Origin of the sequence: Actinosynnema sp. NPDC091369 (assembly GCF_044757065.1) — a bacterium.
GTDB lineage: Bacteria > Actinomycetota > Actinomycetes > Mycobacteriales > Pseudonocardiaceae > Actinosynnema.
In genome coordinates this window covers 135,943-162,393 of the sequence record NZ_JBIVUG010000004.1, presented here as the reverse complement: position 1 = coordinate 162,393, position 26,451 = coordinate 135,943, and the positions used below count along the sequence as shown (strand labels likewise).

The 26,451-nt window shown below is 74.3% G+C and carries 27 protein-coding genes; 13 read left to right on the top strand and 14 right to left on the bottom strand.

Annotated elements, in window-relative coordinates; translation table 11 throughout:
* Window positions 1-112 precede the first annotated feature (112 nt).
* Both ACIQMJ_RS17265 and helR read left to right on the top strand, forming a co-directional pair.
* Window positions 113-619, top strand: coding sequence for a DUF6328 family protein (locus ACIQMJ_RS17265; RefSeq protein ID WP_499761957.1), 507 nt, complete (start codon window positions 113-115; stop codon window positions 617-619).
* A 136-nt stretch (window positions 620-755) separates the two neighbouring features.
* Entirely contained in the window at window positions 756-2,933 is a 2,178-nt protein-coding gene (gene helR / locus ACIQMJ_RS17260; RefSeq protein ID WP_499761956.1) for an RNA polymerase recycling motor ATPase HelR, read from the top strand.
* 49 nt (window positions 2,934-2,982) lie between these two features.
* Here the strand turns inward: helR and ACIQMJ_RS17255 are convergent, their stop codons facing one another.
* The 3 genes from ACIQMJ_RS17255 to ACIQMJ_RS17245 all read right to left on the bottom strand — a co-directional run bounded on the left by ACIQMJ_RS17255 (window position 2,983) and on the right by ACIQMJ_RS17245 (window position 5,298).
* Entirely contained in the window at window positions 2,983-3,657 is a 675-nt protein-coding gene (locus ACIQMJ_RS17255; protein ID WP_499761955.1) for a DUF6766 family protein, read from the bottom strand.
* Between the two features lie 82 nt (window positions 3,658-3,739).
* Window positions 3,740-4,108 (bottom strand): hypothetical protein, encoded by a 369-nt coding sequence (locus ACIQMJ_RS17250; RefSeq protein ID WP_499761954.1) that lies wholly within the window; start codon window positions 4,106-4,108, stop codon window positions 3,740-3,742.
* Window positions 4,109-4,125: 17 nt separating this feature from the next.
* A complete protein-coding gene (locus tag ACIQMJ_RS17245; RefSeq protein ID WP_499761953.1) occupies window positions 4,126-5,298 on the bottom strand; it encodes a zinc-dependent alcohol dehydrogenase in 1,173 nt (390 codons plus the stop codon).
* A gap of 84 nt (window positions 5,299-5,382) precedes the next feature.
* On the opposite strand from ACIQMJ_RS17245, the gene ACIQMJ_RS17240 reads away from it, so the two are divergent.
* Window positions 5,383-6,204, top strand: a complete 822-nt coding sequence (locus ACIQMJ_RS17240) for an SDR family oxidoreductase (protein ID WP_499761952.1) — start codon at window positions 5,383-5,385, stop codon at window positions 6,202-6,204.
* Window positions 6,205-6,216: 12 nt separating this feature from the next.
* Here the strand turns inward: ACIQMJ_RS17240 and ACIQMJ_RS17235 are convergent, their stop codons facing one another.
* Complete coding sequence (locus ACIQMJ_RS17235; protein WP_499761951.1) at window positions 6,217-6,666, bottom strand: DUF1772 domain-containing protein; 450 nt, start codon at window positions 6,664-6,666, stop codon at window positions 6,217-6,219.
* Window positions 6,667-6,675: 9 nt separating this feature from the next.
* Complete coding sequence (locus ACIQMJ_RS17230) at window positions 6,676-7,071, bottom strand: ChaB family protein (protein WP_499761950.1); 396 nt, start codon at window positions 7,069-7,071, stop codon at window positions 6,676-6,678.
* A gap of 70 nt (window positions 7,072-7,141) precedes the next feature.
* Between ACIQMJ_RS17230 and ACIQMJ_RS17225 the strand changes: the two genes are divergently transcribed.
* On the top strand, window positions 7,142-8,533 hold the full coding sequence (locus ACIQMJ_RS17225) for an aldehyde dehydrogenase family protein (RefSeq protein ID WP_499761949.1): 1,392 nt from the start codon (window positions 7,142-7,144) through the stop codon (window positions 8,531-8,533).
* On the opposite strand, the gene ACIQMJ_RS17220 is transcribed toward ACIQMJ_RS17225, so the two are convergent.
* Entirely contained in the window at window positions 8,491-9,093 is a 603-nt protein-coding gene (locus ACIQMJ_RS17220; protein ID WP_499761948.1) for a response regulator transcription factor, read from the bottom strand. The two genes, ACIQMJ_RS17225 and ACIQMJ_RS17220, sit on opposite strands and share 43 nt — an antisense overlap.
* Window positions 9,090-10,226 (bottom strand): sensor histidine kinase, encoded by a 1,137-nt coding sequence (locus ACIQMJ_RS17215; protein WP_499761947.1) that lies wholly within the window; start codon window positions 10,224-10,226, stop codon window positions 9,090-9,092. The genes ACIQMJ_RS17220 and ACIQMJ_RS17215 overlap by 4 nt, the downstream gene beginning before the upstream one ends.
* A gap of 109 nt (window positions 10,227-10,335) precedes the next feature.
* On the opposite strand from ACIQMJ_RS17215, the gene ACIQMJ_RS17210 reads away from it, so the two are divergent.
* The 3 genes from ACIQMJ_RS17210 to ACIQMJ_RS17200 all read left to right on the top strand — a co-directional run bounded on the left by ACIQMJ_RS17210 (window position 10,336) and on the right by ACIQMJ_RS17200 (window position 12,769).
* Complete coding sequence (locus tag ACIQMJ_RS17210) at window positions 10,336-11,250, top strand: ABC transporter ATP-binding protein (protein ID WP_499761946.1); 915 nt, start codon at window positions 10,336-10,338, stop codon at window positions 11,248-11,250.
* Window positions 11,247-11,951 (top strand): ABC transporter permease, encoded by a 705-nt coding sequence (locus ACIQMJ_RS17205; protein ID WP_499761945.1) that lies wholly within the window; start codon window positions 11,247-11,249, stop codon window positions 11,949-11,951. The genes ACIQMJ_RS17210 and ACIQMJ_RS17205 overlap by 4 nt, the downstream gene beginning before the upstream one ends.
* Window positions 11,952-12,238: 287 nt before the next feature.
* Window positions 12,239-12,769 (top strand): EF-hand domain-containing protein, encoded by a 531-nt coding sequence (locus tag ACIQMJ_RS17200; protein WP_499761944.1) that lies wholly within the window; start codon window positions 12,239-12,241, stop codon window positions 12,767-12,769.
* A gap of 28 nt (window positions 12,770-12,797) precedes the next feature.
* Here the strand turns inward: ACIQMJ_RS17200 and ACIQMJ_RS17195 are convergent, their stop codons facing one another.
* Both ACIQMJ_RS17195 and ACIQMJ_RS17190 read right to left on the bottom strand, forming a co-directional pair.
* Window positions 12,798-13,919 carry an insulinase family protein gene (locus ACIQMJ_RS17195; protein ID WP_499761943.1) on the bottom strand — a complete coding sequence of 374 codons (1,122 nt, stop codon included), beginning with the start codon at window positions 13,917-13,919 and terminating at the stop codon, window positions 12,798-12,800.
* Entirely contained in the window at window positions 13,916-15,094 is a 1,179-nt protein-coding gene (locus ACIQMJ_RS17190; RefSeq protein WP_499761942.1) for a M16 family metallopeptidase, read from the bottom strand. The genes ACIQMJ_RS17195 and ACIQMJ_RS17190 overlap by 4 nt, the downstream gene beginning before the upstream one ends.
* A 207-nt stretch (window positions 15,095-15,301) precedes the next feature.
* On the opposite strand from ACIQMJ_RS17190, the gene ACIQMJ_RS17185 reads away from it, so the two are divergent.
* Genes ACIQMJ_RS17185 through ACIQMJ_RS17165 form a run of 5 tightly spaced genes read left to right on the top strand, consistent with a single transcriptional unit; the run spans window position 15,302 to window position 19,620 of the window.
* Window positions 15,302-15,847, top strand: a complete 546-nt coding sequence (locus tag ACIQMJ_RS17185) for a DUF6423 family protein (protein WP_499761941.1) — start codon at window positions 15,302-15,304, stop codon at window positions 15,845-15,847.
* Between the two features lie 52 nt (window positions 15,848-15,899).
* A complete protein-coding gene (locus tag ACIQMJ_RS17180; RefSeq protein WP_499761940.1) occupies window positions 15,900-17,093 on the top strand; it encodes an MFS transporter in 1,194 nt (397 codons plus the stop codon).
* Window positions 17,090-18,373 (top strand): FAD/NAD(P)-binding protein, encoded by a 1,284-nt coding sequence (locus ACIQMJ_RS17175; RefSeq protein WP_499761939.1) that lies wholly within the window; start codon window positions 17,090-17,092, stop codon window positions 18,371-18,373. Before ACIQMJ_RS17180 ends, ACIQMJ_RS17175 begins: the two co-directional genes overlap by 4 nt.
* Complete coding sequence (locus ACIQMJ_RS17170) at window positions 18,366-18,794, top strand: DUF6187 family protein (RefSeq protein WP_499761938.1); 429 nt, start codon at window positions 18,366-18,368, stop codon at window positions 18,792-18,794. The genes ACIQMJ_RS17175 and ACIQMJ_RS17170 overlap by 8 nt, the downstream gene beginning before the upstream one ends.
* Window positions 18,784-19,620 carry a JmjC domain-containing protein gene (locus tag ACIQMJ_RS17165; protein ID WP_499761937.1) on the top strand — a complete coding sequence of 279 codons (837 nt, stop codon included), beginning with the start codon at window positions 18,784-18,786 and terminating at the stop codon, window positions 19,618-19,620. Before ACIQMJ_RS17170 ends, ACIQMJ_RS17165 begins: the two co-directional genes overlap by 11 nt.
* 71 nt (window positions 19,621-19,691) lie before the next feature.
* Here the strand turns inward: ACIQMJ_RS17165 and ACIQMJ_RS17160 are convergent, their stop codons facing one another.
* From ACIQMJ_RS17160 to ACIQMJ_RS17140, 5 genes are all read right to left on the bottom strand, one after another.
* Window positions 19,692-20,975: a UDP-glucose dehydrogenase family protein gene (locus ACIQMJ_RS17160; RefSeq protein WP_499761936.1), complete on the bottom strand. Its 1,284-nt coding sequence runs from the start codon at window positions 20,973-20,975 to the stop codon at window positions 19,692-19,694.
* The gene (locus ACIQMJ_RS17155) at window positions 20,933-21,823 is read right to left on the bottom strand and encodes a glycosyltransferase family 9 protein (RefSeq protein ID WP_499761935.1); all 891 of its coding nucleotides are present in this window, start codon (window positions 21,821-21,823) and stop codon (window positions 20,933-20,935) included. Before ACIQMJ_RS17155 ends, ACIQMJ_RS17160 begins: the two co-directional genes overlap by 43 nt.
* On the bottom strand, window positions 21,820-22,911 hold the full coding sequence (locus tag ACIQMJ_RS17150; protein WP_499761934.1) for a glycosyltransferase family 2 protein: 1,092 nt from the start codon (window positions 22,909-22,911) through the stop codon (window positions 21,820-21,822). The genes ACIQMJ_RS17155 and ACIQMJ_RS17150 overlap by 4 nt, the downstream gene beginning before the upstream one ends.
* Window positions 22,908-24,524, bottom strand: a complete 1,617-nt coding sequence (locus ACIQMJ_RS17145) for a carbamoyltransferase family protein (RefSeq protein WP_499761933.1) — start codon at window positions 24,522-24,524, stop codon at window positions 22,908-22,910. The genes ACIQMJ_RS17150 and ACIQMJ_RS17145 overlap by 4 nt, the downstream gene beginning before the upstream one ends.
* Before the next feature lie 90 nt (window positions 24,525-24,614).
* The gene (locus ACIQMJ_RS17140; protein ID WP_499761932.1) at window positions 24,615-25,541 is read right to left on the bottom strand and encodes an NAD-dependent epimerase/dehydratase family protein; all 927 of its coding nucleotides are present in this window, start codon (window positions 25,539-25,541) and stop codon (window positions 24,615-24,617) included.
* A gap of 60 nt (window positions 25,542-25,601) precedes the next feature.
* Between ACIQMJ_RS17140 and ACIQMJ_RS17135 the strand changes: the two genes are divergently transcribed.
* Window positions 25,602-26,450 carry a glycosyltransferase family 2 protein gene (locus ACIQMJ_RS17135; RefSeq protein WP_499761931.1) on the top strand — a complete coding sequence of 283 codons (849 nt, stop codon included), beginning with the start codon at window positions 25,602-25,604 and terminating at the stop codon, window positions 26,448-26,450.
* Window position 26,451 lies beyond the last annotated feature (1 nt).

Genomic DNA, 26,451 nt, shown 5'->3' with positions numbered 1-26,451 from the left:
CGGGTCGTCCGCCCGGGAGGACGTCGCGCCGGCCGGCGCGGAACCACCACGCGTCAACCTTCGTCACTCGCAGTGATGATTGGGAAATGCCCCTTTTGGGTAGATGGTGGCGGTGAGTCAGGCTGAGGAGTCACACCAGCGGAGGTTGGCCCGCAACCTCAACGAGTTGTTGCAGGAGCTGCGCGTGGCGCAGGCGGGCGTGCAGATCCTGTTCGGCTTCCTGCTGTCGATCGTCTTCACCGAGCGTTACGCGTCGGCCGACAGCTACATCCGCGCCACCCACCTGATCACCATCCTGTTCGCCGGCGGGGCCGTGGCGCTGCTCACCGCGCCCGCACCCTGGCACCGGCTGCTCTTCCGCCGCGGCCGGCGCGAGGACGTGATCGAGGTGGCCAACCGCTTCGCGATCGCCGGGCTGGCGTGCCTGGCCCTGGCCATGACCGGCACGATCCTCATGCTCGGCGAGGTGATCGTCGGCGGCTGGATCGCGATCCTGATGGGCGTGTTCGCGGCCCTGGTGTTCGGCACGCTGTGGTTCGCCTGGCCGTGGCACGAGCGCAAGCGGGACACCATCACCGACGGTGACGAGGACGAGGACGACGAGGACCGCATCGAGTGAGCGGTTCACGGCCGGTGAACGCACGGCGCTCTTCCGCCACTTTTAACTTATAGCGCACCCCCCGCCTTGCGGCAAGACCCCGGTGATGCCGCAGAATGCCACGGCCAAGGCCAGGACCTGCGGAAACCGGGGGCACGTGTCCATTCAGGGTTATGACGGAGAACTGCGCTCCGAGCGCCGCTACGTGGCGGACCTCCACCGGAGGCTCGACGTCGAACGGGCGCGCGTGAAGGAGCGGTACGACGCGGCGCTGCTGGGCACCGGCGGCACCGCGCTGGAGCGGGACGACGAGGTGCGCGCGCTGGCCAAGGAGGTGAAGCGGCTGGCCGTGGCCGACAACGGGCTGTGCTTCGGCCGGCTGGACTCCGCGTCGGGGGATCGCTCCTACATCGGCCGGATCGGCCTGTTCGACGAGGACGACGGGTACGAGCCGGTGCTGCTGGACTGGCGCGCGCCCGCGGCGCGCCCGTTCTACGTCGCCACCGCGGCCAACCCGGAGGGCATGCGCCGCCGCCGCCAGTTCCACACCCGCGGCCGCGAGGTGCTCGACTTCACCGACGAGGTGCTGGGCCGCCCCGACGGCGCGGAGCGCGGGGACGCGGCGCTGCTCGCGGCGGTCAACGCGCCGCGCGGCGAGGGCATGCGCGACATCGTGGCGACGATCCAGGCCGAGCAGGACGAGATCATCCGGCTCGACCACCCCGGCGTGCTGGTGATCGAGGGCGGGCCGGGCACCGGGAAGACCGTGGTGGCGCTGCACCGCGTCGCCTACCTGCTCTACACGCAGCGCGAGCGGATGGAACGGCACGGCGTGCTGGTCGTCGGGCCCAACCCCGCGTTCCTGAACCACATCGGCCGCGTCCTGCCGTCGTTGGGCGAGTCCGACGTGGTGTTCATGACGCCCGGCGACCTCGTGCCCGGCCTGCGCGTCACCGCCGAGGACGCGCCGGAGGTCGCCCGGCTCAAGGGCTCGCTGAAGATCCTGGACGTGCTCGCGGCGGCGGTGGCGGACCGGCAGCGGCTGCCGGAGGAGCCGCTGGTGGTCGAGCTGGGCGGCGTCCGGGGGCGGATCGACGCCGAGACCGCGCAGTGGGCCCGGGAGGAGGCGCGCACCAGCGGGCTGCCGCACAACGAGGCCCGCGCGGTGTTCGCCGAGATCGTCACCTACGTGCTCACCGAGCGCGCGATCGCCCGGATCGGCAAGGACTGGCTGACCCGGTCCGACCGCGAGTCGTGGGAGCGACTGCGGGCCGACCTGGTCAAGGAGCTCTCCCAGGACGAGGTGTTCACCGCCGCGCTGGACGAGCTGTGGCCGGTCCTCACGCCGGAATCGCTGCTGTCCTCGCTCTACGCCTCGCCGGAGCGGTTGCGGGCGGCCGGGGCGGACCAGGCGCTGTGGCGGGCCGACGGCGACGCGTGGACGGTGTCGGACGTGCCGCTGCTGGACGAGCTGGTCGACCTGCTCGGTCGCGACAAGTCCGACGACCGGGCCGCCGAGCGCGCGCGGGCGGCGGAGACGCGGTACGCCGCCGAGGTGCTGGACAGCCTCGTCGGGCGGCAGGACTCGATGGACGACGAGGACCACCTGTTCGCCACCGATCTGCTCTACGCCGAGGACTTGGCGGACCGCGTGCTGGAGCGCGACACGCGTGACCTGGTGGAGCGCGCCTCCGCGGACCGCGACTGGACCTACCGGCACGTCGTGGTGGACGAGGCGCAGGAGCTGTCCGAGATGGACTGGCGGGTGCTGATGCGGCGGTGTCCGGGCCGGTCGTTCACCGTGGTCGGCGACCTCGCGCAACGCCGCTCGGCGGCCGGCGCCACGTCGTGGGGCGCGATGCTGGAGCGGTACGCGCCCGGCCGCTGGGCCTACCGGTCGTTGACGGTGAACTACCGCACCCCGGCGGAGATCATGGCCGTCGCCGCCGCGGTGCTCGCCGAGTTCGCGCCCGACGTCACGCCGCCGGAGTCGGTGCGCGCGTGCGGCGTGCGGCCGTGGTCCAGGCAGGTCACCGGCGACGGGCTGACCGCCGCCGTGGCGGAGTTCGTCCGGTCCGAGGCCGGCCGGGAGGGCACCAGCGTGGTGATCGGGCCACCCGGCGTGCCGGGCGCGGTGCCCGCCTCGGAGACCAAGGGCCTGGAGTTCGACGCCGTGCTGGTGGTGGAGCCGGAGCACATCCTGGCCGACGGGCCGCGCGGCTGGGCCGAGCTCTACGTCGCGCTCACCCGGGCCACGCAACGGCTCGGCGTCCTGCACCAGGGCCCGCTGCCGCACGCGCTGCGCGGGTTGGTCGAGGTCGGCACGCCGGTGTAGCAGCGGTTCGCGGCCGGCCCCGGGAGCGGGGTCGGCCGCGAACCGGCGGTCACCCGGACTCGTCGGTCGAGTCGTGCGGCGCGCCCACCGGCTTGGACTGCGACGAGCCGCGCTGGCGCAGGTAGACGCTCAGCACCACCATCGACCCGATGGCCAGGAACTCCGACTGCCAGTTCTGCAGCGAGCGATTCCAGAAGTCGGGCGACAGCACGTACCCCCACCACGACACCGGGTCCTGGAACGTGTTGAGCTGGTCGTTGTTGTACTGGCTGCGCCCGGCGATCGACTGGGTCAGCCACGAGCCGACGAACAGCCCGAGCATCACCAGGCCGAGCGAGTTCGAGTACAGCTTGGTGCGCCAACCGCCCGCCTTCGCCCACGGCGGCGACTGCTCCTTCACGTGCGCGCCGAGCAACTGGTCCTCATCGGACTCCGCGCCCAACCGCTCGGCGGTCTTCGACTCGGTGGACCCCTTCTGCATCAACCACACCGTGGCGAAGATGAACAGGACGAACTGGAGGTACTCGGACTGCCAGTTCTCCGCCACGTCCACCGCGAAGTCCGAGGACGTCACGTACTGCCAGAAGCCGATCGGGTCGCCGCCGTCGGCCAACCGGTGGTCGTTCAGGTCGGCGTTGCCCGCGAACGCCTGGCCGACCAGCGAGGCCAGGAACAGCAAGCCGAACGCCAGCCCCAACCCGTTGTCCCGCAGGAACCTCTTCACAGGCCCACCAACCCGATGACGCTGAAGCACACCAACAACGCCAGCACGCCCAACAGGTACGCGTAGAACATCCCCCGCTGCGTCACGGCCCACCCACCTCGCACCGGTACGGCCGCTCGCCCTGCGACTCGCAGCCCGCGCCGGCCACCCGCCACCCCGACGTCACGTCGCGCAGGAACAGCACGTCGTCCGAGGTGCGGACGATCGCCGCGTCACCCCAGACCTCCACCGACTCGACCGTCCCGCCCGGAACGTCCAAGGACGAGCACTCCGCGTCTTCGCGGGCCTTCTCGGTGAGCAGGTCGCACGCCCGGTCGGAGTCGCCCGAGGACACCGCCGCGGTGAACTCCTCCGCCGCCCGCCGGGCCAGGTCGTCCGATCCCGTGCCGCACCCGCCCAGCACCACCACCGCCGGCAACGCCACGGCGGCACACCACCGAAAGCGGATCATGGCTGGACGATAACCCGTCACGGGCGGAGCAGCACCTTGACCGCGCTGTCCTGCTTGCGCTGGAAGATTTCGTACGCGTGCGGGGCCTGGTCGAGCGGCATGTGGTGGGTGGCGAAGGTGTCCACGCCGAGCGGGTCGTCGTCGGTCAGCAGCGGCAGGATCTCCGGCACCCAGCGCCACACGTTGGCCTGGCCCATGCGCAGCTGCACCTGCTTGTCGAACAGGGTCAGCATCGGCATCGGGTCGGCCATGCCGCCGTACACGCCGGAGATCGAGATGGTGCCGCCGCGCCGCACGATCTCGATCGCCAGCCGCAGCGCGTGCAGCCGGTCCACGCCCGCGGTCCGCATGAACGGCGCCGCGATGGCGTCCGGGAGCAGGCCGACGGCTTGGTGCGCGAGCTTCGCGACCGGCGCGCCGTGCGCCTCCATGCCCACCGCGTCGATCACCGCCTCCGGCCCGCGACCGCCGGTCAGGTCGCGGATGTGGTCGACCAGGTGGTTGTCCCGCACGTTCAGCACGGTCACGCCGTGGCCGCGGGCGCGGGCCATGCGCTCGGGCACCAGGTCGACGCCGATGACCTTCTCCACGCCGCGGTGCTGCGCGATGCGGGTCGCCATGTCGCCGATCGGGCCGAGGCCGAGCACGACCAGGCTGTCCCGCGTGCCCGCGTACTCCACCGCCTGCCACGCCGTGGGCAGCACGTCGGACAGGTACACGAACCGGTCGTCCGCCGGGCCCTCCGGCACCTTGATCGGCAGCGTGTTGCCGAACGGCACCCGCAGGTACTCGGCCTGCGCGCCGGGCACCTGCCCGTACAGCTTGGTGTAGCCGAACAGCGCCGCGCCGGAGCCGTGCTCGCGCACCTGGGTCGTCTCGCACTGCGACTGGAGGCCGCGCTCGCACATGAAGCACGTGCCGCACGAGATGTTGAACGGCACCACGACCCGGTCACCGGGCTTGACCGCCGTGACCTCCGCCCCGACCTCCTCGACCACGCCCATCGGCTCGTGCCCGAGGATGTCGCCCTCGTCGATGAACGGGCCCATCACCTCGTACAGGTGCAGGTCCGAGCCGCACAGCCCGGTGGACGTGATGCGGACGATGATGTCGGTCGGCTCCTTGAGAATGGGGTCCGGCACGGTGTCCACACGCACGTCCCTCTTGCCGTGCCAGGTGACGGCCTTCATCGGTGCTCCTCCCGCCGTTGTGGAACTGCCCGGAGCGTTCCCGGCACGGCGTGTGGCAAACACCGGCCCGGGTACCCGCAGCCCATGAGCGCACCACTACCCCAGGACCGGGCGGGCGCGCCGATGCGCGCGGTCGTGACCGGGTCCGACTCCGGCATCGGCAAGGCCGTCGCGGTCGCCCTGGCGGGCGGCGGGGTGGACGTCGGCATCACCTACCACTCCGACGCCGACGGCGCGGAGGCCACCGCGCGGGAGGTCCGAGAGCAGGGTGTCCGGGCGGTCGTGCGGCAGCTCGACCTGACCGACCTGCCCGCAGCCGCGTCCGTGGTCGACGAGCTCGCGGCCGAGCTGGGCGGCGTCGACGTGCTGGTGAACTGCGCCGGCACCGGGTCCGCGCAGAAGGCCGTGGACATGGACTTCGACACGTGGCGCGGGGTGCTGTCGGTCGACCTCGACGGCGCGTTCCTGTGCGCGCAGCGCGCGGCGAGGCACATGATCGAGGCCGGTCGGGGCGGCCGGATCATCAACATCACGTCGGTGCACGAGCACCAACCGCGGGTCGGCGCGGCGCCGTACTGCGCGGCGAAGGCCGGGCTGGGCGCGTTGACCAAGGTGCTGGCGCTGGAGCTGGCCGAGCACGCCATCACGGTGAACTCGGTCGCGCCCGGCGAGATCTCCACCCCGATGACGGGCCAGGAGGACGTGGACCCGCGCACCGAGCCGCGACCGGGCGTGCCGCTGGGACGTCCGGGCCACGCGAGCGAGGTGGCGTCGGTGGTGGCGTTCCTCGCGACCCCGGCGGCCGGCTACGTGACCGGCGCGTCGTTCGTGGTGGACGGCGGTATGACCCTCATGGGCCCGCAGGCGAGCCAGCTCCTCACCGACCGCAAGTGGCTCGAACCCTGACCGCTCGCCGGCTCAGCGCGCCGGTCCGGTCGCCCGGCGCAGGGTGGCCGCCGCCACGGCCAGGGCGACCAGCCGGAGCAGGTTGCCGCGGTGCCAGGTGGCGAGCAGGCGGCGGCGGTCGTCGTCGCCCAGCGGCTCGCCGCCGAGCAACCGCAGGTTGACGGTCTTGACCAGGTAGCCGGTGAGGGCCGCGGCCACTAGCGTGCTCGCCGCCGACGTGGCCGCGGCCCGCCGGTCGCCGTCGGAGCGCAGCAGCGCCACCGCGGTGGCCGTCAGCGTCACGGGTGCGGCGGGCGCGTAGTAGCGCAACGGGCTGCCGGGCGCGAGCAGGCCCGCGGCCCGGTCCGGCCCGGCGTCGGCCAGCAGCCGCGGCACGTCCACCGCGGCCTCGTAGAGGTTGCCGAAGAACCAGTGGGCCTGACCGAGCCGCGCCAGCGCGGCCCACGGCACCCGAAATCCCATGCGCCGATACTACGACCGGGCCTTGGCGGTCTTGCGGTTGTTCGCCTTGCCGATCGCCTCGACCAGCTCCTGCTTGGTCATGGTCGACCGGCCGGGCACGTCCAGTCGCTTCGCCAGGTCGTAGAGGTGCTGCTTGCTGGCGTTGGCGTCGACGCCGCCGGCGGTCTTGCCCTGCTTCGGCGTGCTGCGCGCGGCCTGCGCGTCGGACGGGCCCTTCTCCTGCTTGGGCTCCCAGTGGTCGCCGACCTTCTCGAACGAGTGCTTCAACGCGGCGAACGCCGTCCGGTGCGAGCGCTGGCCCTCGCCGTAGGTCTGCACGGCCGAGTCGTGCGCCTTGATCCACGTCCGCTGCGCCTTCTTCGACGAGCGCGCGATCGTGCTGGGCAACTCCTCACGTCCGGGCATGGCTGTCCTCCTCGGGGCTCCGCCTCGGGTTTCACCTCGGCTGCGGGGGTACCCGGAGGCCATGACGGACATGCGTGTCGATGCACTCGACGTCCACAGCCCGGTCGACGGCCAGCTGATCGGCTGGCTGCCCATCGCCACGGACGAGGACGTGGCCGGCTCGGTGCTCACCGCGCGTGAAGCGCAGCCCGGTTGGGCGGCGACACCCGCCGCCGAGCGGGGAGCCGCGCTCAGGGCCGCGGCGCAGGCGATCCGGGAGCACGCGGCGGAGCTGGCGAGCGCCCTGCACTCCGAGACCGGTCGCCCGTTCGCGTCCGCGCGGGACGGTGTGCTGGCCGGTGTGTCCACGTTGGAGCAGTACGCCGAGCTGGGCCCGGTCCACCGCGGCCGGTCGTTGCAGGGCTCGCACGACGCCGCCGACCTCATGGTGCCCGAGCCGCGCGGCGTGGTCGTCGCGCTCACCCCGTGGAACGACCCGGTCGCGGTGTCCTGCGGCCTGCTCGGGGCGGCCCTGGTGACCGGCAACACCGTCGTGCACAAGCCGAGCGAGCGCTGCCCGCACACCGGTGTGCTGCTCGCGCAGCTCATGGTCGACCACTTCCCGCCGGGCGTCCTCCAGAGCCTGACCGGCGACGCCTCGGTGGGCGCGGCGCTGGCCGCGTCACCCCACGTGGACGTCGTCGCGCACGTCGGCGGCACGGCCACCGGCCGCTCCATCGCCGCCGCCTGCGCCCGGACCGGCGCCAAGGCGCTGCTGGAGAACGGCGGCAACGACCCGTTCCTGGTCGACGCCGACGTGGACCCGGTCTGGGCGGCCGAACAGGCCGCGATCGGCGCGTTCACCAACGCGGGCCAGCTGTGCACGTCGGTGGAGCGGATCTTCGTGCACGCGGCCGTGGCCGAGGAGTTCGTGGCCGCGCTGTGCGACCAGGCGCGCCGCTGGAACGCCGACCCGCAGCCGCTGGTGGACCTGCGGATGCGCGAGCACGTGCACGCGCACGTCGCCGAGGCGGTGGCCGACGGCGCGCGGGCGCTGGTCGGCGGGGAGGTCCCGGACCGCGAGGGCGCGTACTACCCGGCGACCGTGCTCGACCACTGCACGCCGGACATGCGGGTGATGCGGGAGGAGACCTTCGGGCCGGTCGCGCCCGTGCGCGTGGTGCCGTCGTTCGAGGCCGGCCTGGCGGAGGCGTGCGTGGACGAGCACGGCCTGGCCGCGACCGTGCTGACCGGGTCGATGGCGCACGCGCAGCACGCGTGGCGGGCCCTGCCCGTGGGCACGGTCAAGGTCAACGCCGTGTTCGGCGGCGCGCCCGGCGGAGCGGCCCAGCCGCGGCGCCTGTCCGGCACCGGGTTCGGCTACGGCCCCGAGCTGCTGGACGAGATGACCGCGGTCAAGGTCGTGCACCTCGGCCAGGCTCAGATCCAGCCCTCGTCCCAGGCCAACCGGGCGGCCTCGTAGCGGGTGGTCACGCCCAGCTTGGTCATCGCCGACGACAGGTAGTTGCGCACGGTGCCCGTCGCCAGGTGGGCCTCGCGCGCGATCGTCGCCACCGTGCCGCCCCGCAGCGCGTGCCGCAGCACGTCCAGCTCGCGCGCGGTCAACGGGCACGCGCCCTCGGTGAGCGCGGCGGCGGCGATCTCGGAGTCCACGTACCGCCGGCCCGCGTGCACGTCCCGCAGGATCGAGGCGAGCTGCGCGGCCGGCGTCGTCTTCGGCACGAACCCGCGCACCCCCGCGCTCAACGCCCGGCGCAGCACGCCGGGCCGCGCGTGCCGGGTCACGATGACCACCGCGACGCCGTCCAGCCCGCGCACCGCCTCGGCGGCGAGCACGCCGTCGAGCCGGGGCATCTCCAGGTCGAACACCGCGATGTCGGGCCGGTGCGCCCGCACCGCCGCCACCGCGGCCTCGCCGTCGCTGGCCTGGGCGACCACCTCGACGTCGTCCTCCAGCTCCAGCAACGCCGCCAGCGCGCCCCGGATCAGGTCCTCGTCGTCGGCCAGCACCACGCGGATCACCGGCCCACCCCGGCCTTCCCGACCAGTTCGAACCCCTCCGACCCGGCCGGGCCGACCTCGACCCGCCCGCCCACCGTGGCGAACCGCTCGCGCAACCCGGCCAGCCCCGCGCCCGCGTCGTCCGCGCCCGCGAAGTCGGCGGGCACGCCGTCGTTGCGCAGCCGCACGCACACCTGGCCGTCGACCACGTCGATCAGCAGGTCGCAGCGCCGCGCCCGGCTGTGCCGCAGCACGTTCGTCGTGCCCTCCCGCACCAGCGCGCCGAACAGCGGCTGCAACGGCGGCGGCACGCCCGCCGCGTCACCGGAGACCGTGGTCTCGATGCCCGCCGCGCGCAGCACGCCCACCGCGTTGGCGATCTCCGTGCCCAGGCTCGCCCGCCGGTAGCCCTGCACCACCTCGCGGGTCTCCTTCAACGCGGTCCGGGCCAGCTCGGCGACCTCGCCCGCGTGCTGCCTGGCCAGGTCGTCGTCCCGGCCGATCAGCCGCTGCGCCAGCTCGCCCTTCAGCGCGATCGCCTGGAGGTGGTGGCCCTGGATGTCGTGCAGGTCGGCGGCGAACCTCAGCCGCTCCTCGGCCACGGCCAGCGCCTCGGCGGTCCGGCGGCTCTCCTCCTGCTTCACCGCCAGGTCCCAGATCCACAGCTGGGCCAGGTCGGCGAACACCAGCGCGACCACCATCGCGCCGGCCATGACCATCGCGGGCTGCGCGTCGGCGCCGCCGAACAGCCCACCGACGGCGACGGAGAGCACCGCCATCACCGCCACCACCGGCCAGCGGCTGCGCGAGGGCAGGACCGCGCCCACGTGCGCGACCACCAGGGCGGGCAGCATGGCCCAGGCGGGCAGGAAGCCGTTGGCGCCGCTGGTGACCGCCCACGCGACCAACGCCACCGCGAACGTCGCGGCGTGCTCCCACGCGGGGCCGTCGCCGCGGCCCAGCCCGCGCATGGCCTGCCGCATGTACCGCGCGTGCTGGCCGATCACCACGGCCACGGCCAGGACCAGCAGCACCGACTTCAGCACGCCGTAGGGGTGCGCGAACAGGTCCAGCACCGTGCCGAGGCCGACCACCACGCCGCCGGCCACCACGGTCCACCACGTGTAGCGGCGGAGCCTGTTCAGGGGAGTCACACCGATGAATCTACGAGCCGGGTCGCACCCCTGTCTGCTGACATCTGTCACATGGACCGGTGCGCCGCGGCACTGGGTGCGGCGCACGCAGGCGACCAGCATGGTGGTCATGGGAGAGACAGTGATCGACGTGGTGGGCCTGAGGTGCCGCTACGGCGACTTCGAGGCCGTGCGAGGGGTCGACTTCGAGGTCCGGCGCGGGGAGCTGTTCGCGCTGCTGGGCACCAACGGCGCGGGCAAGACCACGACCATGGAGACGTTGGAGGGGCTGCGCGCCCCGGCCGGCGGCACGGTGCGGGTGCTGGGGCTGGACCCGTTCCGGGACCGGGCGGCGCTGCGCTCACGCACCGGGATCATGTTGCAGGACAGCGGGTTCCCGGCCGACCTGACCGCGCGGGAGATGGTGGCGCTGTGGGGCGTCACGAGCGGTCGGCGGGTCACCGAGGACGTGCTGGCGCGGTTGGACCTGGAGCACCGGCGCGACGTGCGGATCAAGCAGCTCTCCGGTGGCGAGCGGCGGCGGCTGGACCTCGCGCTGGCCGTGCTGGGGCGACCCGAGCTGCTGTTCCTGGACGAGCCGACGACCGGGCTCGACCCCGAGTCGCGGCAGCGCACGTGGGAGGTCGTGCGCGGGCTGCTGGCCGAGGGCACGACCGTCGTGCTGACCACGCACTACCTGGAGGAGGCCGAGTCGCTGGCGCACCGGCTCGCGATCATGCACGAGGGGCGGGTGGCGGTGTCCGGCGCGCTGGTGGACGTGCTCGCCGCCCAGCCCGGGCGGATCGAGTTCGACCTGCCGGGCCCGCTCGACGTGGGCGCGTTGCCGATGGTGTCCGGTGACGTGGTGCACCGGCCGTCCGGCCGGGTCGAGGTGCGCACGTCCGAGTTGCAGGACGACCTGGCGGTGCTGCTGGCGTGGGCGGGGCGGGAGGGCCTGCGGTTGGGCCGGATCCGCGCGCACCACGCGTCGCTGGAGGACGTGTTCCACAACGCCCGCACGGGCAGGGAGGTCGTGGCCGCGTGATCGCCGCACTGGGCGTGGCCGAGCTGAAGCTCCTGCTGCGCAACCGGACCGCCGCCGCGCTGGCCGTGCTCATGCCGATGGCCGCCGGCCTGTACTTCGCGCTGGCCATGGACGGCGAGCAGACCGGCTGGACGATGGTCGTGACGCTGCAACTGCTGTTCTCGTTCGGGTTCACCGTGTACGTGACGGTGACGACCGCGCTGACCGCCCGCCGCCAGGACCTCTACCTCAAGCGGCTGCGGACGGGCGCGGCGTCCGACGTCGTGGTGCTGACCGGCCTCCTGCTGCCGGTGGTGGCGCTCGGGCTCGCGCAGGCGCTCGTGCTGCTGGGCATCAGCGTGGCGGCGGGCGCGCCGCTGCCGGCCCGGCCCGAGCTGCTGCTGCCCGCGCTGGTCGGCGGCGTGGCGCTGAGCTGCGCGGCGGGCGTGGCCACCAGCGGGGTCACCGGCACGGCCGAGCTGGCCCAGATCACCACCGCGCCGTTCTTCTTCGCCTTGATCGTCGGCGGCCTGTTCGGCTCGAACGGCGAGGTGGACCTGCCGGTGTTCCTCGTGCCGGGCACGGGCCTGGGCACGCTGGTGAACGCCGCGTGGGGCGGCCCGACCGACCAGGTCGGCCCGGCCGTGCTGGCGGTGGCCCTGTGGACCGTCGCCGCCACCGCCCTGGCCACCCGCTTCTTCCGCTGGGACCCGCGCGGGTAGCGGCCGGCCGGTCCTCGCACGGCGGAGCAAGACCACTCGATCGTGCAGACATCACCCGAGAACGGGCGCAGCGGCCCACGCACGGGAGGTGTCCGACACGATCGGGTGGTGTCCCACTCGGGGCTTGGACGCGAGCGGAGCAACTGCACGACGACGCTGCGCCGTGGAAACCCGCACCTGATCGTCGTCCGGGCGGCGCGTGATCCCGCCCGTGGCACAGTGGCCTCCCGGTCAGGGCCCTCCGGTCAGGGGGGCCGGGCACCACCTCGGAGGAAGGGACGCCCACGATGCAGGCGGAACCGCAGGAGCGGGTCGAACTGGTCTTCACCCTCTTCGACGTGAACGGCAACGGCCGGGTCGAGGCCGACGACTTCGACCTGATGGCCGGCCGCGTCGACGCGGTGGCGACCGACTCCGAGGAGGCGGTGCGCGCACGCGCGGCCGACGCGTTCCGGCGCTTCTGGGCGACGCTGGCCGAGCACCTGGACGTGGACGACGACGGCTCGATCACCCCCGACGAGTTCGCGGCGTGCGTGCTGTCGCCGGAGCGGTTCAACGACACCCTAGAGGAGTTCGCCGAGGCGCTGTCCGCGCTGGGCGACCCGGACGGCGACGGCTGGATGGAGCGCTCGCGGTTCCTCGACCTGATGACCGCGATCGGCTTCGACGCGGCGAACACGAACGCGCTGTTCGACGCGTTCGGCCCCACGCCCGAGGACCGCGTCGAGGTCCGCGCGTGGACCGAGGCCATCAAGGACTACTACCACCCGGGCAAGGCCGGGGTCGCCGTCGACCTCCTGGTCGACGCCGGCGACTGAGCGGCACCGGCGCGGGCGCGACCCCGGGTCAGGCCAGCACGACCTCCAGCTGCGGCGGCCCGGACAGCCAGCGGCGGGCGGCAGCCGTCACGTCCTCGGGCGTGGTGGCGGCCAACGCCGACAGCCAGCGGTCCTTCTCGGCGGCCACGTCCAGGCCCAGGTCCTGCCAGTAGCCGAGCAGCGACGCCGCCGACTCGCCGGAGGACCACAGCCTGCGGATCTCGGTGGCCGCGTGCGCGACGGCCGCCCCGTGCTCGGCGGGGTCGGGCGCGTGCCCGCCGACCAGCTCGCGCACCCGGTCGACGGTCTCGGCCACGTGCCGCTCGGGTACCCGCACCGACACCTGCCACCACCCGTGGTCCCGGCCGGCCCGCGCCAGCGCCCACGGCGAGTAGCTCCACCCGCGGTCGTTGCGGAACTCGCGCGTCAACCGCGACCGGTGGTGCCCGCCGACGACCCGGGCCGCGACGGCCAGCGCCGCGAAGTCGGGGTGGTCGCGCCGGGGCGTCCGCCACGCCATGCGCACCAGCGCGCTGCCGTCGCTGACCACGTCCAGCCGCCACCGCGCCGGTTCGGCCGACTCCACAGTGGACTGTCCATTCCGGTCCTGTGCGACCGGCTCGGGCAAGGAGATCGACCCGCCGGGCGGGCCCACGTGCGCGATCGTCACCTCGCCGGACCACTCGCCCGGGTCGTCCGCCGCCATCGCGTCCACCAGGTCGTCGTGCAGGTCCGGCCACGACGACGGCGGCGTGTGCAGGGCCAGGTCGGCGAGCAGGTCGGCCAGGGCCTCGCTGTCGTCCCGCTCCCACCGCCACGCCAGCGCCGCCTGCTCGCGGGCGTGCTCGACCAGCTCGGCCGGCGCGAGCGCGGACCGGGCCGCGGCCAGGGCGTCGACCACGTCCTGCGCGCGGTCGGTGTCCGTGACGACGTGCGCCACCACCCCGTGGCCGTCGGCGGACACCGACAGCAGCGCGCCCCACGTGGCCAGCAGCCGGTGCAGGGGCAGCCCGGCCACCGGCGTGACGGGCAGCAGCTCGGCGCGGACGCGCGCGCCCGCCAGGACCCGGGCGGCGGTGGGCCCTTTCACGCGCAGCCGCAGCCGCAGCCAGGTCAGCGGCGCCGAGGGGCGTGCCGGCGAGAACGTCACGGCCTGGGCCCCCTCGTCAGCACGCGGTGCGCGGAACCGGCCAACCCGGCCGCGGCGGCGCGCACGTCCGACCGGCCGACCCGCGCCAGCTCGGCCGGCACGGCGGCCAGCCGTTCCACGCCGCCGTGCACCAGTTCCGCGGCCACCGCCAGCAGCGGCAGGTCGACCGGGTCGGCCAGCCGCTGCCGCAGCGCGGTGGCCAACCGGCCCGCCGCCGCGGCCACCAGCACGTCGTCCAGCTCGTCGAGCCGCAGCACGTCCGCCACCTCGCCCGGCACCTCCGCCGGGTCCCGGTCGGCCTCGTGGTGCACCTCCACCACGAACGGCAGGGGAGCGGCCACGCCCCACGGGTCGGCGAACGGGCCGACGTAGGCCGCCACCTCCAACGCCTCCGGCAACGCGTCCTCCAGCACCCCGTCGTCCGGACCGACCAGCACGTCCGCCAGCACGGCGGCGGCCAGGTGGCCCGGTGACAGCGGCTCGTGCGGCAGCGACCAGGCCACGGCGGTGGCCTGGTGCGGCTGCTCCGGCGCGGCCAGGCGGGTCGGCGCAGCCGGCGTCACCCGGGGCAGCCCGGTGTCGTCGCGCCGGGCCGGGCCCCGGCGCGGCCGGGCCGTCCGCAGGTGCGCGACCAGCGGTTCCGGGTCGGGGGCGGACACGGCCAGCACCGCGTTGTCCGCGACGTAGTGCCGGGCGAAGAACCCCGCCAGCACCTCGGGCGTGACCCGGCCCAGGGACTCCAGGTCGCCGTAGCCGTTGTGCGCGAACTCGGGCTCGTCGTACAGCGCGGCGGGCAGCCACAGCCACGGGAACCCGCCCATGACCGCGCCGTCCACCGCGGCGGACAGCTCGTCGGTCACGATCGCCACCTCGCCGCGGATCCGCTCCTCGGTCCCGCCGGTGGCGCACAGCACCTCCAGCAGCCGGTCCAGCAGGACCTCGCCGCGCTCGGCGTCCACGACGCCGTGGTACAGCGTGAAGTCCGGCTGCGTGACGGCGTTGCACGTGCCGCCCACCGCCGTCAGCGCCTCCGCCGCGGGCGTCCGGTCACCGCACGCGACGTGCTCGGCCAGGTGCGCGAGCCCCGACCACGACGTGGTCTCGCTGCGCGACCCGACGCGCACCGCCAGCGCGGCGCCGACGACCTCGGAGCCCGGTGCGGTGTGGACGATCATGCGCAGTCCATTGTGGACCATTCGACTCGGCACACCCCGAGCGTAGACGAATTTCGTTCACGACCACCACAACGAACGTCTTCACCCGATCGGAGTGGTTGTAGTGCGAGCCGGGCTCGTCTACGTTCGAAGTGGTATGACGGCGAACGCACTGGGGTGTGGCACGTTCGACGCAGACCTCAGCGAACTCGAATTGGGGGAGTTCCGATGACGCTTTCCGTACCCGGTTTCGACGTGCAGACGCGCGTGCGGGCACGCGACATCCAGATGGCCGCGAGCGCGGACCTGAAGCGCCGGGTCCTGATGATCTCCGGCGCGATCGACACGAAGGAGCACGACATCGCGGTGTCCTTCGAGCTGCCCGAGGCGGGCCGCTGGCAGGTCATCAAGTCCGAGACCAACCTGACCGACGCACCGTGGCTGACCTGGCAGATGACCGCCGGCGAGGGCACCAGGTTCGTCAACGACGCGGACGCGATGGTCGTCTCGCGGCAGTTCGCCAAGACGTTCATGACGCCCGACCAGGGGCGCATCATGTTCTACGACGGCGAGGTGCGGCCCGGCGAGGCGGTGCTGAAGATGTTCACCATCGAATGCGCCAAGCGGCGCGGCAACGCCTCGCACGCGCGGTTCTCCCCGGCGCCGACGGAGAGCCCGAAGAAGGTCAAGAGCATGATCGAGGAGTACGTGGCGAACGGCATGCCGCCCAAGCCCGTGATCGAGGTCGTCATCCCGGTGACCCTCATCGGCTGAGAAGAGCGCCTCGGCACCGGCGGGCCATTCCCGCCGGTGCCCGGTCGTCACCATGAGAACACTGTTCCCCTATTTCGTCGCCGCCCGTGCGGTGAGCATCCTCGGCGACCGGGTCGCCGATGTCGTGCTGCCGCTGGCCGTGCTGGCGGCGACCGGCTCGGCGGTCACCGCGGGCCTCGTCGGCGCCGCGTCGCAACTGCCGCAGGTGCTGGCGTCGCTGCACGTGGGCGCGCTGGTCGACCGGGGCGAACGACGTGGCCTGATGGTGTTCGCCGACGTGCTGCGCGCGGTGGCGTTCGTGGCGATCGGCGCGGAGGTCGTGCTCGGCGGCGCGCGGCTGTGGCCGCTGGTCGTGCTGGGCCTGGTGGCGGGCGTCGGCGACGCGGTGTTCCACTCGGCGGCGGGCAGCTACCTGCCCAACATCGTCGGCGACCGGGACCTGATGCGGGCCAACGGCCTGGTCGAGGGCTCGGACGCGGCGGCGACGCTGACCGGGCCCGCGGCGGGCGGCTGGCTGCTCCAGGCGCTGGGGCCGCTGGTGGCGTTCCTGGTCAACGCGGGCAGCTTCGTGGTCTCCGCGGCGCTGCTGCTGCGGCTGCCGCGCAACCGGCCCGCCGCCGACGAGCACGGGGAGCAGGACGCCTCGGTGTTCGCCGGGCTGCGGCTGGTGCTGCGGGACCGGCAGCAGGCCGTGCTGCTCACCGGCGCGTGCTACATGCACCTGCTGGCGGCGGCGGCGTTCCTGCCGCTGCTGGTGCGGGCGGACGGTGAGCTGGCGTTCTCACCGGCCACCACCGGCCTGATCGTGTCCGCGGCCGGGATCGGCGGGCTGATCAGCAGCCTGGTGCTGGCCCGCTTCTGCGACGTGCGCCGGTGGCCGCTGCTGCTGGCCTGCGTGCTGGCCGTCAACGGCGGCGCGGTCGGCCTGCTGGCGCTGCTCGACGCGCCGGTGGCGCTGGCAGCCGCCGTGCTGGTGCTCGACGGCGCGTCCGCGCTGGCGTTCATCGTGGTCGCCACCACGCGCCAGCGGATCACGCCGGACCGGCTGCGTGGCCGGGTGATCTCGGCGAGCACCGCGGTCACCGCCACCGTGCGGATGGTGGCCATCGGCGGCGTCGGCGCGCTGGTCGACCTGGTCGGCCCCGGGCCGGTGCTGGTCGGGCTGGCAGTGCTCGCCGTGCCCTTCGTGCTCGTGCTGGGCGTCTCCGCGACGTCCACCGACCGGGTTGAATCGGAGCTGACGTGACCGTTTTCCTGCCCCCGCCCGAGGTGATCGGCTCGCCGCGCGGCCGGGACCTCACCGGACGCGGCCGGTCCCGGCCGCGACCGCGCACCGACGCGCTGCCCGCGCGAGCCGACGTCGTGCTGGTCGGCGGCGGCCTGGCGGCGCTCGGCCTGGCCGCGACGCTGTGGCACGCGGGCGTCGGCGACGTCGTCGTGGTCGACCGCGAAGGACGGCTCGGCGGCCGGTTCTTCCGCCGCGCCGACGTGCTCGGCCAGCGCACGCTGCGCTCGCCCTACGACCACCACCCCGGCGTGGAGGGCTACCGGGACTGCGAGCTGCTCGACTTCGCCCGGCTGCACTGGTCCGGCCTCACGGCGGTGGAGAAGCGGGAGGTCCGGATGGCGCAGGCCGGGCACCGCTCGGTCGTGCCGCTGGACGTCTTCGAAGCCTACTGCGACCACGTGGTCTCCACGCACGGCCTGGCGGACCGGCTGTGGCAGGGCGACGTGCTGGAGCTGCTGCCCACCGACGACGAGGTGGTCGTGCGCACGACGGCGGGCGACGTCACGGCGTCCTCGGTGGTGCTGTGCACGGGGGAGGAGCGCGCCGAGTGGCCCGGCCCGCTGCCCGGCCGCGCGCACCACTGGGACGAGCCGCTGGAGCCCGGCGCGGACACCACCGTCGTGGTGGGCGCGGGCCTGAGCGGCGCGCACGTGGTGGCGAACAACCTCGCCGCGGGCGGGCGCGTGCACTGGGTGCTGCGCAAGGCCGCCGAGCACTACCAGTGCGCCGACGTGAACGCGTCGTTCTTCCGCGCCGAGGGCCGGGCCCGCTTCCACGGCACCACGTGGGAGGACCGGCTGGAGATGATGCGCCAGCAGCGGGTCGCGTCGGTGATGTTCGAGTTCCGGCCCGGGTTGGCGGCGGCGGAGGCCGAGGGGCGCCTCGTGGTGCACCGCGGCGTCGAGGTCGCCGGGCTGCGCGAGGGCGCGGTCGACCTGGCCGACGGGTCCGCGGCCGGGGGCGACCGGGTGGTGCTGGCGCTGGGCACCCGCCCGAACGTCGGCACGGGCCTGCTGCCGCCGGACGTGGTGGGCCTGCGCGACGGCTGGCCGGACCTGGACGAGGCCACCCTGGCGTACCGCGCGGCACCCCGCGTGCACGCCCTGGGCGCGGCGGCGTGCATGGTGCTCGGCCCGGCCGCGCGCAACATCGACGGCCACCGGGTGGGCACGTCCCGGGTGGTCAACAGCGTCCTCGGGCAACTGGTGGCCACCGGAGCGGAGCGCGTCCATGCTTGAGCACCCGCACACGACGTTCGACCTGCCCGCGCTGGACGCCGACCCGGTGTCCGAGGCGGGGTTGATCCTGATGGGCCTGGACGCGAAGCGCCTGCTGGCCGTGCTGGGCACGGCCGCGCTGACCGCCGAGCCGGGTTCGGTGCTGCTGCTCGTGGACGAGGCGTGGCACCAGGGCGCGGTGCGCATCCCGTTCGACGTGGCGGTGGCGGCGGGTGCGGCGCGGTGGCGCGAGCACCGGTCGGCGCTGGCCGCGGCGGACGACGGCCTGCCGCGGTCGGGCGCGCCGCGCGAGGCGTGGGCCTCGGCGTACGCCACCGCGGTGCGGGCGGTCGGCGACCGGGTCGTGCCGACGATCCTGTCGTGCCTGGCCGTCGGGTGGTTCCGGCGCGAGGAACTGGACGAGGTGACCCGTGGACTCTGAGAAGGTCTTCCGGGCCTGGGGCCTGCCGGACGACTTCCTGGACCGCAACTGGCGGCGCGCGCACGCGACCGGGCGGGTGGTCGACCCGGCCGACGTGCCCGGCGGGCTGACCGAGGACGAGATCGGCGAGCTGCTCGGGCAGGGCCTGCGGGCCGACCGGGTCAGCGTCTCCACCCGGGGCCGGCTGCACCACCCCGCCGAGTTCACCACCGCGCGGACCATCGCGGGCCGGCCGGTGGCCGACGTGGTCGACCCGGAGCAGGTGCACCGCCTGCTGGACTCGGGCGCGACCGCCGTGCTGGCCAACGCCGAGCTGTGGGTGCCGCGCGCGACCCGGCTGGCGGAGGTGCTGGCCGAGGACTTCGGGTGCGAGGTGCAGGCGCACGTGTTCCTGACCGGCGCGGGGCACGCGGGCCTGGTGCCGCACGCCGACGGCGAGGACAACTTCCTGGTGCAGCTGGCGGGCTCCAAGACCTGGTCGGTGTGGGAGCACGACGGCGTGGGCGCGCAGCGGATCGACGCCTCGGCGCTGGGCGACCCGACCGCCGTGGTCACGCTGACGCCGGGGGACGTGCTCTACATCCCGGTCGGCTGGGTGCACGCGGCGACGGCGGGGGAGGGCGGCTCGACCCACATCACGTACCAGGTCGTGCCGGAGTCGCTGGTGGACGCGGTGCTCGACCAGCTGGGGGACGAGCTGGAGGAGGTCCTGGGCGACCGGCTCAAGCCGGCCCCGGGCGACGACCCCCTGCCCGCCGAGCAGGTCACGGCCCTCGTCCGCGACCTGGTCGAGCTGCTGGACCGGCGGGCGGAGGGCAACGGCTAGCAGGGCCGGGGCCGGCTGTCGCCGGTCGGGTGGCACTTCTCGTCGTCATCCGCCGGGCCGCACCCTCGCCGTCACCTGGCGGCGGTCGGGCGGCCCAGGGAGACCAGGTGGAACCCCGCCTCCGCGACCTTCTCCGCCGGCAGCAGGTTGCGGGTGTCCACGATCACCGGGGTGGTCATGGCGGCGGCCAGGTTCGGCCAGTCCAGCTCCGCGAACTCCGGCCACTCGGTCAGCACCACGAGCCCGTCCGCGCCGTCCGCCGCCGCCTCCGCCGAGTCGAGCACCCGCACCGGGCCGCAGTCCGCCGACACGCACGGGTCGTAGCCGGTCAGCCGCGCGCCCTCCTCCGCCAGCAGCGAGGCCACCGCCAGGGCCGGCGAGTCGCGCAGGTCGTCCGTGCCCGCCTTGAACGTCAACCCGAGCAGCCCGAGCCGCACGCCGTCCAGCGACCCGCCCACCGCGTCGCGCACCATCCCGACCACCCGGTGCGCCTGGTGGCCGTTCGTGCCGATCGTCGCCCGCAGCAACGGGAAGTCGACGTGCGCGTCCTCCGCCGTGGACAGCAACGCCCTGGTGTCCTTGGGGAAGCACGAACCACCCCACCCGGGCCCCGGCTCCAGGAACGACGCCCCGATCCGGTCGTCCAGCCGCATCCCCTCGGTCACGTCGCCGATGTCCGCGCCGACCCGCTCGCACAGCTCGGCCAGGCTGTTGACGTACGACAGCTTCATCGCCAGGAAGCAGTTGCTGGCGTACTTCACCAGCTCCGCGCTCGCGCTGCTCGTGACCAGTGCCGGCGCGCCCGTCCCCGCGTACAGCGCGACCACCCGGCGCGCGGCCTCCTCGGCCGCCGACCCGACCACGACCCGTTGCGGCCGCAGGAAGTCGTCCACCGCGTGCCCCTCGCGCAGGAACTCCGGGTTGGACACCACCTGCACGTCCGGCCGGCCCACCAGCTCCGCCACCCGCTCGGTCGTGCCGGCGGGCACCGTCGACTTGATCACCAGCACGCAGCCGGGCCGCACCGCGTCCCGCGCCTCGCGCAGCACCGCGTGCACCGCGCTCAGGTCGGCCGCGCCGTCCTGCCCGGTCGGCGTCGGCACGCACAGGAACACGAAGTCCACATCGGACAGCGCCTCCGCGTTGCCGAGCACGAACCGCAACCGCTCGGCCCGCAGCCCCTCCGCGACCAGCTCGCCCAGCCCCGGCTCGTGCGCGCCGATCTCGGCCCGACCCAGCGCGGCGACCTTCGCCCCGTCCACGTCCGCGCACACCACGGTGTGCCCGAGCCGCGCGAAGCAGGCCGCGGTGGTCAACCCGACATAGCCCGCGCCGATGACGCCGATCCTGGCCACGGTCCACCTCCCAGTAGCGATCGCGCGGCATCCAGCACCTCGTCCACGGTGATCCCGAGCAGCCCCGGGTCGGGCCGGTCGGCGAACGTGTCGCCGGTCGTCCCGTGCCAGAGCGCCCGGTGCGGTCCCGACCTCGGCCCCCACTCGGCGGGGGACACCGGTCCGAACAGCACCACGGACGGCGTGCGGTAGGCGGTGGCGACGTGCGCCACGCCGGTGTCACCGCAGATGACGAGTCGTGCGCCGGCCACGAGGTCCAGCAGTCCGGCCAGGTCGCCCGTGCGCGTGCGGCCCTGCGCCACCTCGCGCACCAAGGGCTCCTCGGCGGGGCTGCCGGTCACCACCACGTCCGGGCCCAGCGCGCGCGCCACCGCCGCGAACCGGTCCGCGGGCCACCGGCGTGCGCCGTGGCTCGCCCCGGGGTGCACGACGACGTGGTCGTGCCGCGGCAGCGGTGGCAGGTGCAGGTCGTCCGGGTCGCACGCGATGCCGAACTGCGCCAGCAACCGGCACCACCGCAGCACCTCGTGCTGGTGCGCGGGCCACGGCACGTGCACGCCGTGCGTGATCAGCCGCGCGGGGTGGGTGGCGCGCAGCAGCTCGGTGCTCTGCGGCCCGCGCCCGTGCAGGTTGACCGCGAGGTCCGGCGAGTCGTAGTCGATCGGCACGAGCCCTTCGGTGGGCTGGAGCCGGTCGACCGCGTCGATCCGGTCGACCACGTCGGCCAGCCAGCCGGGCGCGGCCAGGGTGATCTCGGCGTCCGGGTGGGCGCGCCGCAGCCCGCGCAGCGCCGGCACGGCCGTCAGCAGGTCGCCGAGGCCGAGGGCGCGCAGCACCAGCACCCTCACGACCGCACCACCCCCGACTTGCCACCGGACGACTTGGCGCGCGACACGCGGGAGCGGTCCGCCGCGGGGCCGCCACGGGTGCGCAGCCGGTCCAGCGCGTCCGCCACCGGCACGACCCGGCGGCGCTGCCGTCCCGCGACCGGCACGGCCCGGTGGCGGATCTCGCCGCGCAACCGGTGCGCGCACGCGGCGGGCGGGATGGCGATGCTCGTGACGACCATCTTCACCACCTCGTCGCGGGTGCGCGGTCCGGGCGCGATGCGCTGCGCGGCGAACCACCCGGTCAGCCCGGCCCACGCGGCGCCGAACGCGACCGCGGCCCTGCGCCACCCGCGAAGTCCGCAGAGGACGGCGAACGCGCCGGACGCCGTGGTGGCCGCGTGCCAGGGCAGCCGTCCGGGCACACCGCCCATCCGCTCGCGCCACTGCGGGCCCAGCAGCCGCCGCACCAACGCGTCGTCGGCGTTGCCGCGCTGCTGCTTGAGGCTGACGAAGAAGTCCGACTCCCGCACGGGGTGCGTGGTCACGCGGTCACCGTTGACGATCCGGTACCCGTGCGCCTGCACGCGCAGCGCCAGCTCGGCGTCCTCCCGGTACGCGCGGGGGAAGCGCTCGTCGAACCCGCCCGCGTGCACGAGCGCCGCCCGCCGGTAGGCCATGTCCGCGGTGATGTACCGCGCGTCGGCCAACCCGGCCGTGCCGCGTTCCCAGTCGGTCGGCCGGCGGTCCTGCGGCAGCGGCACCACGATCCGCGCCTGAGACGCGCCCACGTCCAGCCCCAGCTTCGCCAGATCGGCCGTCACCTGCTGCTTCCAGTCGTGCGGCGGCACCACGTCGTCGTCCAGGAACGCCACCCACTCGCAGCACGCGGCACGCCACCCGGCGTTGCGCGCGGCGGCCGGGCCGCGGCCACCGGTGCGCAGCACGCGCGCCGAGTGCGTCGCCGGCAGCGGTCCGGGTTCGCGCCGGTCGTCCACCACGATGATCTCGCGCGGCGGCGGGCCGACGCCGTGCTCCAGGGCGTCCAGCACGACCTTCAGGCTGTCCCGGCCGACGGTGGGGATCACCACCGCGTAGTCGACGCTCATGGCCGCCGCACCACGAACCGGCCGATGGCCAGCAGGTCCACCGGCGCCGAGCCGAAGCACTCCAGCGCGTCACGCGGGTCGTCCACCATGGGCCGCCCGGCCGTGTTCAGGCTCGTGTTCACCACCACGGGCACGCCCGTGCGCCGGTCGAACTCGCGGATCACGCGCGCCATCAGCGGCTCGGTGCCCGGGTCCACGGTCTGCACCCGCGCGGTGCCGTCCACGTGCACGACCGCGGGGACGCGGTCACGCCACTCGGGTCGCACGTCGTGCACGAAGAGCATGTACGGGCTGGGCAGCGGCCCGCGTTCGAACAGCTCGGCCGCGCGGTCGGCCAGCACCATCGGCGCGATCGGCCGGAACTGCTCGCGCCCCTTCACGTTGTTGAGCCGTTCCAGGTTCTCGGCCTTGCCGGGGTGCGCGAGCAGCGACCGGCGGCCCAGCGCCCGCGGCCCGTACTCGCTGCGCCCCTGGAACCAGGCCACCACCTTGTCCTCGGCCAACGCCTCGGCCACCGCGACGGCCACGTCGTCCGGCTCCTCGTACGCCACCTTGGCGTCGCGCAGGTAGTCCTCGACCTCCGCGTCGGTCCACGACCGGCCCAGGTCCGCGCCGGGCATGGCGGCGGCCGGCTCGCCGGCGTCGGCGACCACCTGCAACGCCGCGCCGAGCGCCGTGCCCGCGTCACCGGCGGCCGGCTGCACCCACACCTCGTCGAACGGCCCCTCGGCGAAGATCCGGGTGTTCGCCACGCAGTTGAGCGCGACGCCGCCCGCCATGGTCAGCCGCTTCTGCCCGGTCCGCTCGTGCAGCCACCGGACCAGGTCCAGCAGCACCTCCTCGACCCGCACCTGCACGCTGGCCGCCAGCTCGGCGTGCTCCCGCGTCACCTCGTCGTCCGGGCCGCGGCGCTTGGCCAGCGTCGCCCAGTCCAGCGGCGTGATGTGGAACCCGCCGTCCTCGGTCGCGCGGACGTGCTCGCGCAGCAGGTCCAGGTGCCTGGGCTCGGCGTAGGAGGCCAGCGCCATCACCTTGTACTCGTCGCTGGAGCGCAGGAAGCCCAGGTGCTCGGTCAGGTCCTCGTAGAGCAGGCCCAGCGAGTGCGGCAGGTGCTGCGCGGCCAGCGTCTCCAGCCGGTGCCCCCGGTAGCTGCCCGCCAGGTGCGAGCGGCACTCGCCGCGACCGTCGTTGACCAGCACGGCGCAGTCGCCGCCGAACGGCGCGGCCAGGCCGGTGGACGCGGCGTGCGCCACGTGGTGCGGCACGAACCGCACGATCGCCGGGTCCAGCCCCGGCAGCGCGGTGGCCAGGAAGTACGGCGCGCGGCGCGCGTACTCGGTGCGCAGGTCCTCCCACGGCACGTCGTTCGGCTCGACCAGGTCCGGGTCGTAGGAGTAGGCGACCGCGTCGAGGTCGGCGGGGGTCAGCCCGGCGTGCTCCAGGCACCACCTCGCGGCCTGCTCGGGCTGCTCCCACGCGGAGAACGGCACCGGCCGCTTGCCGTGCTTGCGCCGGGAGAAGCGTTCCTCCTCCGCGGCGGCCACCACCTCGCCGTCCACCACGAGGGCGGCGGCGGGGTCGTGGAAGACCGCGTTGATACCGAGCACGCGCACGGCTTTCCCCTTTCGCTCCAACTCCTGTGTGGACTGTCACCGGCGTGGGCGCCGCTCGGCTGTGGACCGTCGCGGACCGGTGTCGTCCGACTACCCGACGAGGTGCCGGTCAAACGACCGCCGCAGCCCCTCGTCCAACCCGATCTCCGGTTGCCAGCCCAGCACCCGCCGGGCCAGCGAGATGTCCGGCCGGCGTCGTCGCGGGTCGTCGGTCATGGCGTCGACGTGCTCGACCTCGGACGTGCTGCCGGTCAGCTCGATCACCTTCCGGGCGACGTCGAGCACCGTCACCTCTTCGGGGTTGCCGAGGTTCACCGGACCGGGGTGGTCGCTCTCGGCCATCGACAGCAGGCCGCGCACCAGGTCGTCCACGTGGCACAGCGACCGGGTCTGCAAGCCGTCGCCGTGCACGGTCAGCGGCTCGCCCGCGCGGGCCTGCCGCACGAACGTGGGAATCATCCGGCCGTCGTCGGGGCGCATCCGCGCGCCGTAGGTGTTGAAGATGCGCACGACGCCCGTGTCCACGCCGTGCTCGCCGCGGAACGCGAAGGTCATGGCCTCGCCGAAGCGCTTGGCCTCGTCGTAGACGCTGCGCGGGCCGACCGGGTTGACGTTGCCCCAGTAGGTCTCCCGCTGCGGGTGCTCCAACGGGTCGCCGTAGACCTCGCTGGTGGAGGCGATGACGATCCGCGCGTCCTTGCGCCGCGCCAGCTCCAGCGCGTGCAGCGTGCCGAAACCGCCCGTTTTGAGCGTGTCGACCGGCATGCGCAGGTAGTCGACCGGCGACGCCGGGCAGGCCAGGTGCACGACCAGGTCGACGTCGCCGAGCAGGTCGAGCGGCTTGGCCACGTCCTCGACCACCACGCCCAGCCGCGGGTCGTCCGGCAGGTTGTCCGGCGACCCGGTCCGGAAGTCGTCCACGCAGACGACCCGCGTGCCGCGCTTGAGCAGCGCTTCGCACACGTGCGACCCGAGGAACCCGGCCCCGCCCGTCACCACCGCCCGTTCGAATCCCATGACCTGGGCCTACCCCCGGAGCAGAGGAGTAACCACCACTTCCCGGGGTACTACTCCCCGGTGTCCCAGACCACCGTGGTGATCGCCACCCGTGACCGGGCGGACGACCTGGTGCGCACGCTGACCCGTCTCGCGGAGCTGCGCGTGCCGGTCGTGGTGGTCGACAACGGCTCGTCGGACGACACGGTGGCCCGGGTGCGGCGCGGGTTCGACCAGGTCGAGGTGCTGGCCCTGGGCCGCAACGAAGGCGCGTTGGCCCGCAACCGCGGCGTGCGGCACGCGACCACCCCGTACGTCGCGTTCAGCGACGACGACTCGTGGTGGGCGCCCGGCGCGCTGCCGTGCGCCGAGGAGCTGTTCGCCCGGCACCCCCGGCTGGGGTTGGTCGCGGCGCGCACGCTCGTGGAGCCCGAGGGCCGGCTGGACCCGGTGTGCGAGCAGATGGCCCGGTCGGCGCTGGGCCGGGACGACGACCTGCCCGGACCGTCGGTGCTGGGGTTCGTGTGCTGCGGCGCGGTCGTGCGCCGGACGGCGTTCCTGGAGGTGGGCGGGTTCCACCCCGTGCTGTTCTGGCCCGGCGAGGAGCGGCTGTTCTCGTGGGACATGGCCGCGTCCGGCTGGGCGTGCTGCTACGTGGACGACGTGGTGGCGCACCACCAGCCGTCGTCGTTCCGGCCGCCGTCGGCGTGGCGGCGTCGCGTGGAGATGCGCAACGACCTGCTCACCACCTGGCTGCGCCGCCCGGCCCGGGTGGTGCTCGGCGAGACGTTCGCGCTGGCCAGGCGCGGTCTGCGGGACCGGGACGCGGGAGCGGCCCTGGTCGCCGCGCTCCGCAGGCTGCCCGGGGCCGTCCGCCACCGCCGCCCGCTGCCCGCCGAGGTGGAACGACGGGTCGCGCTCATCTCCTGAC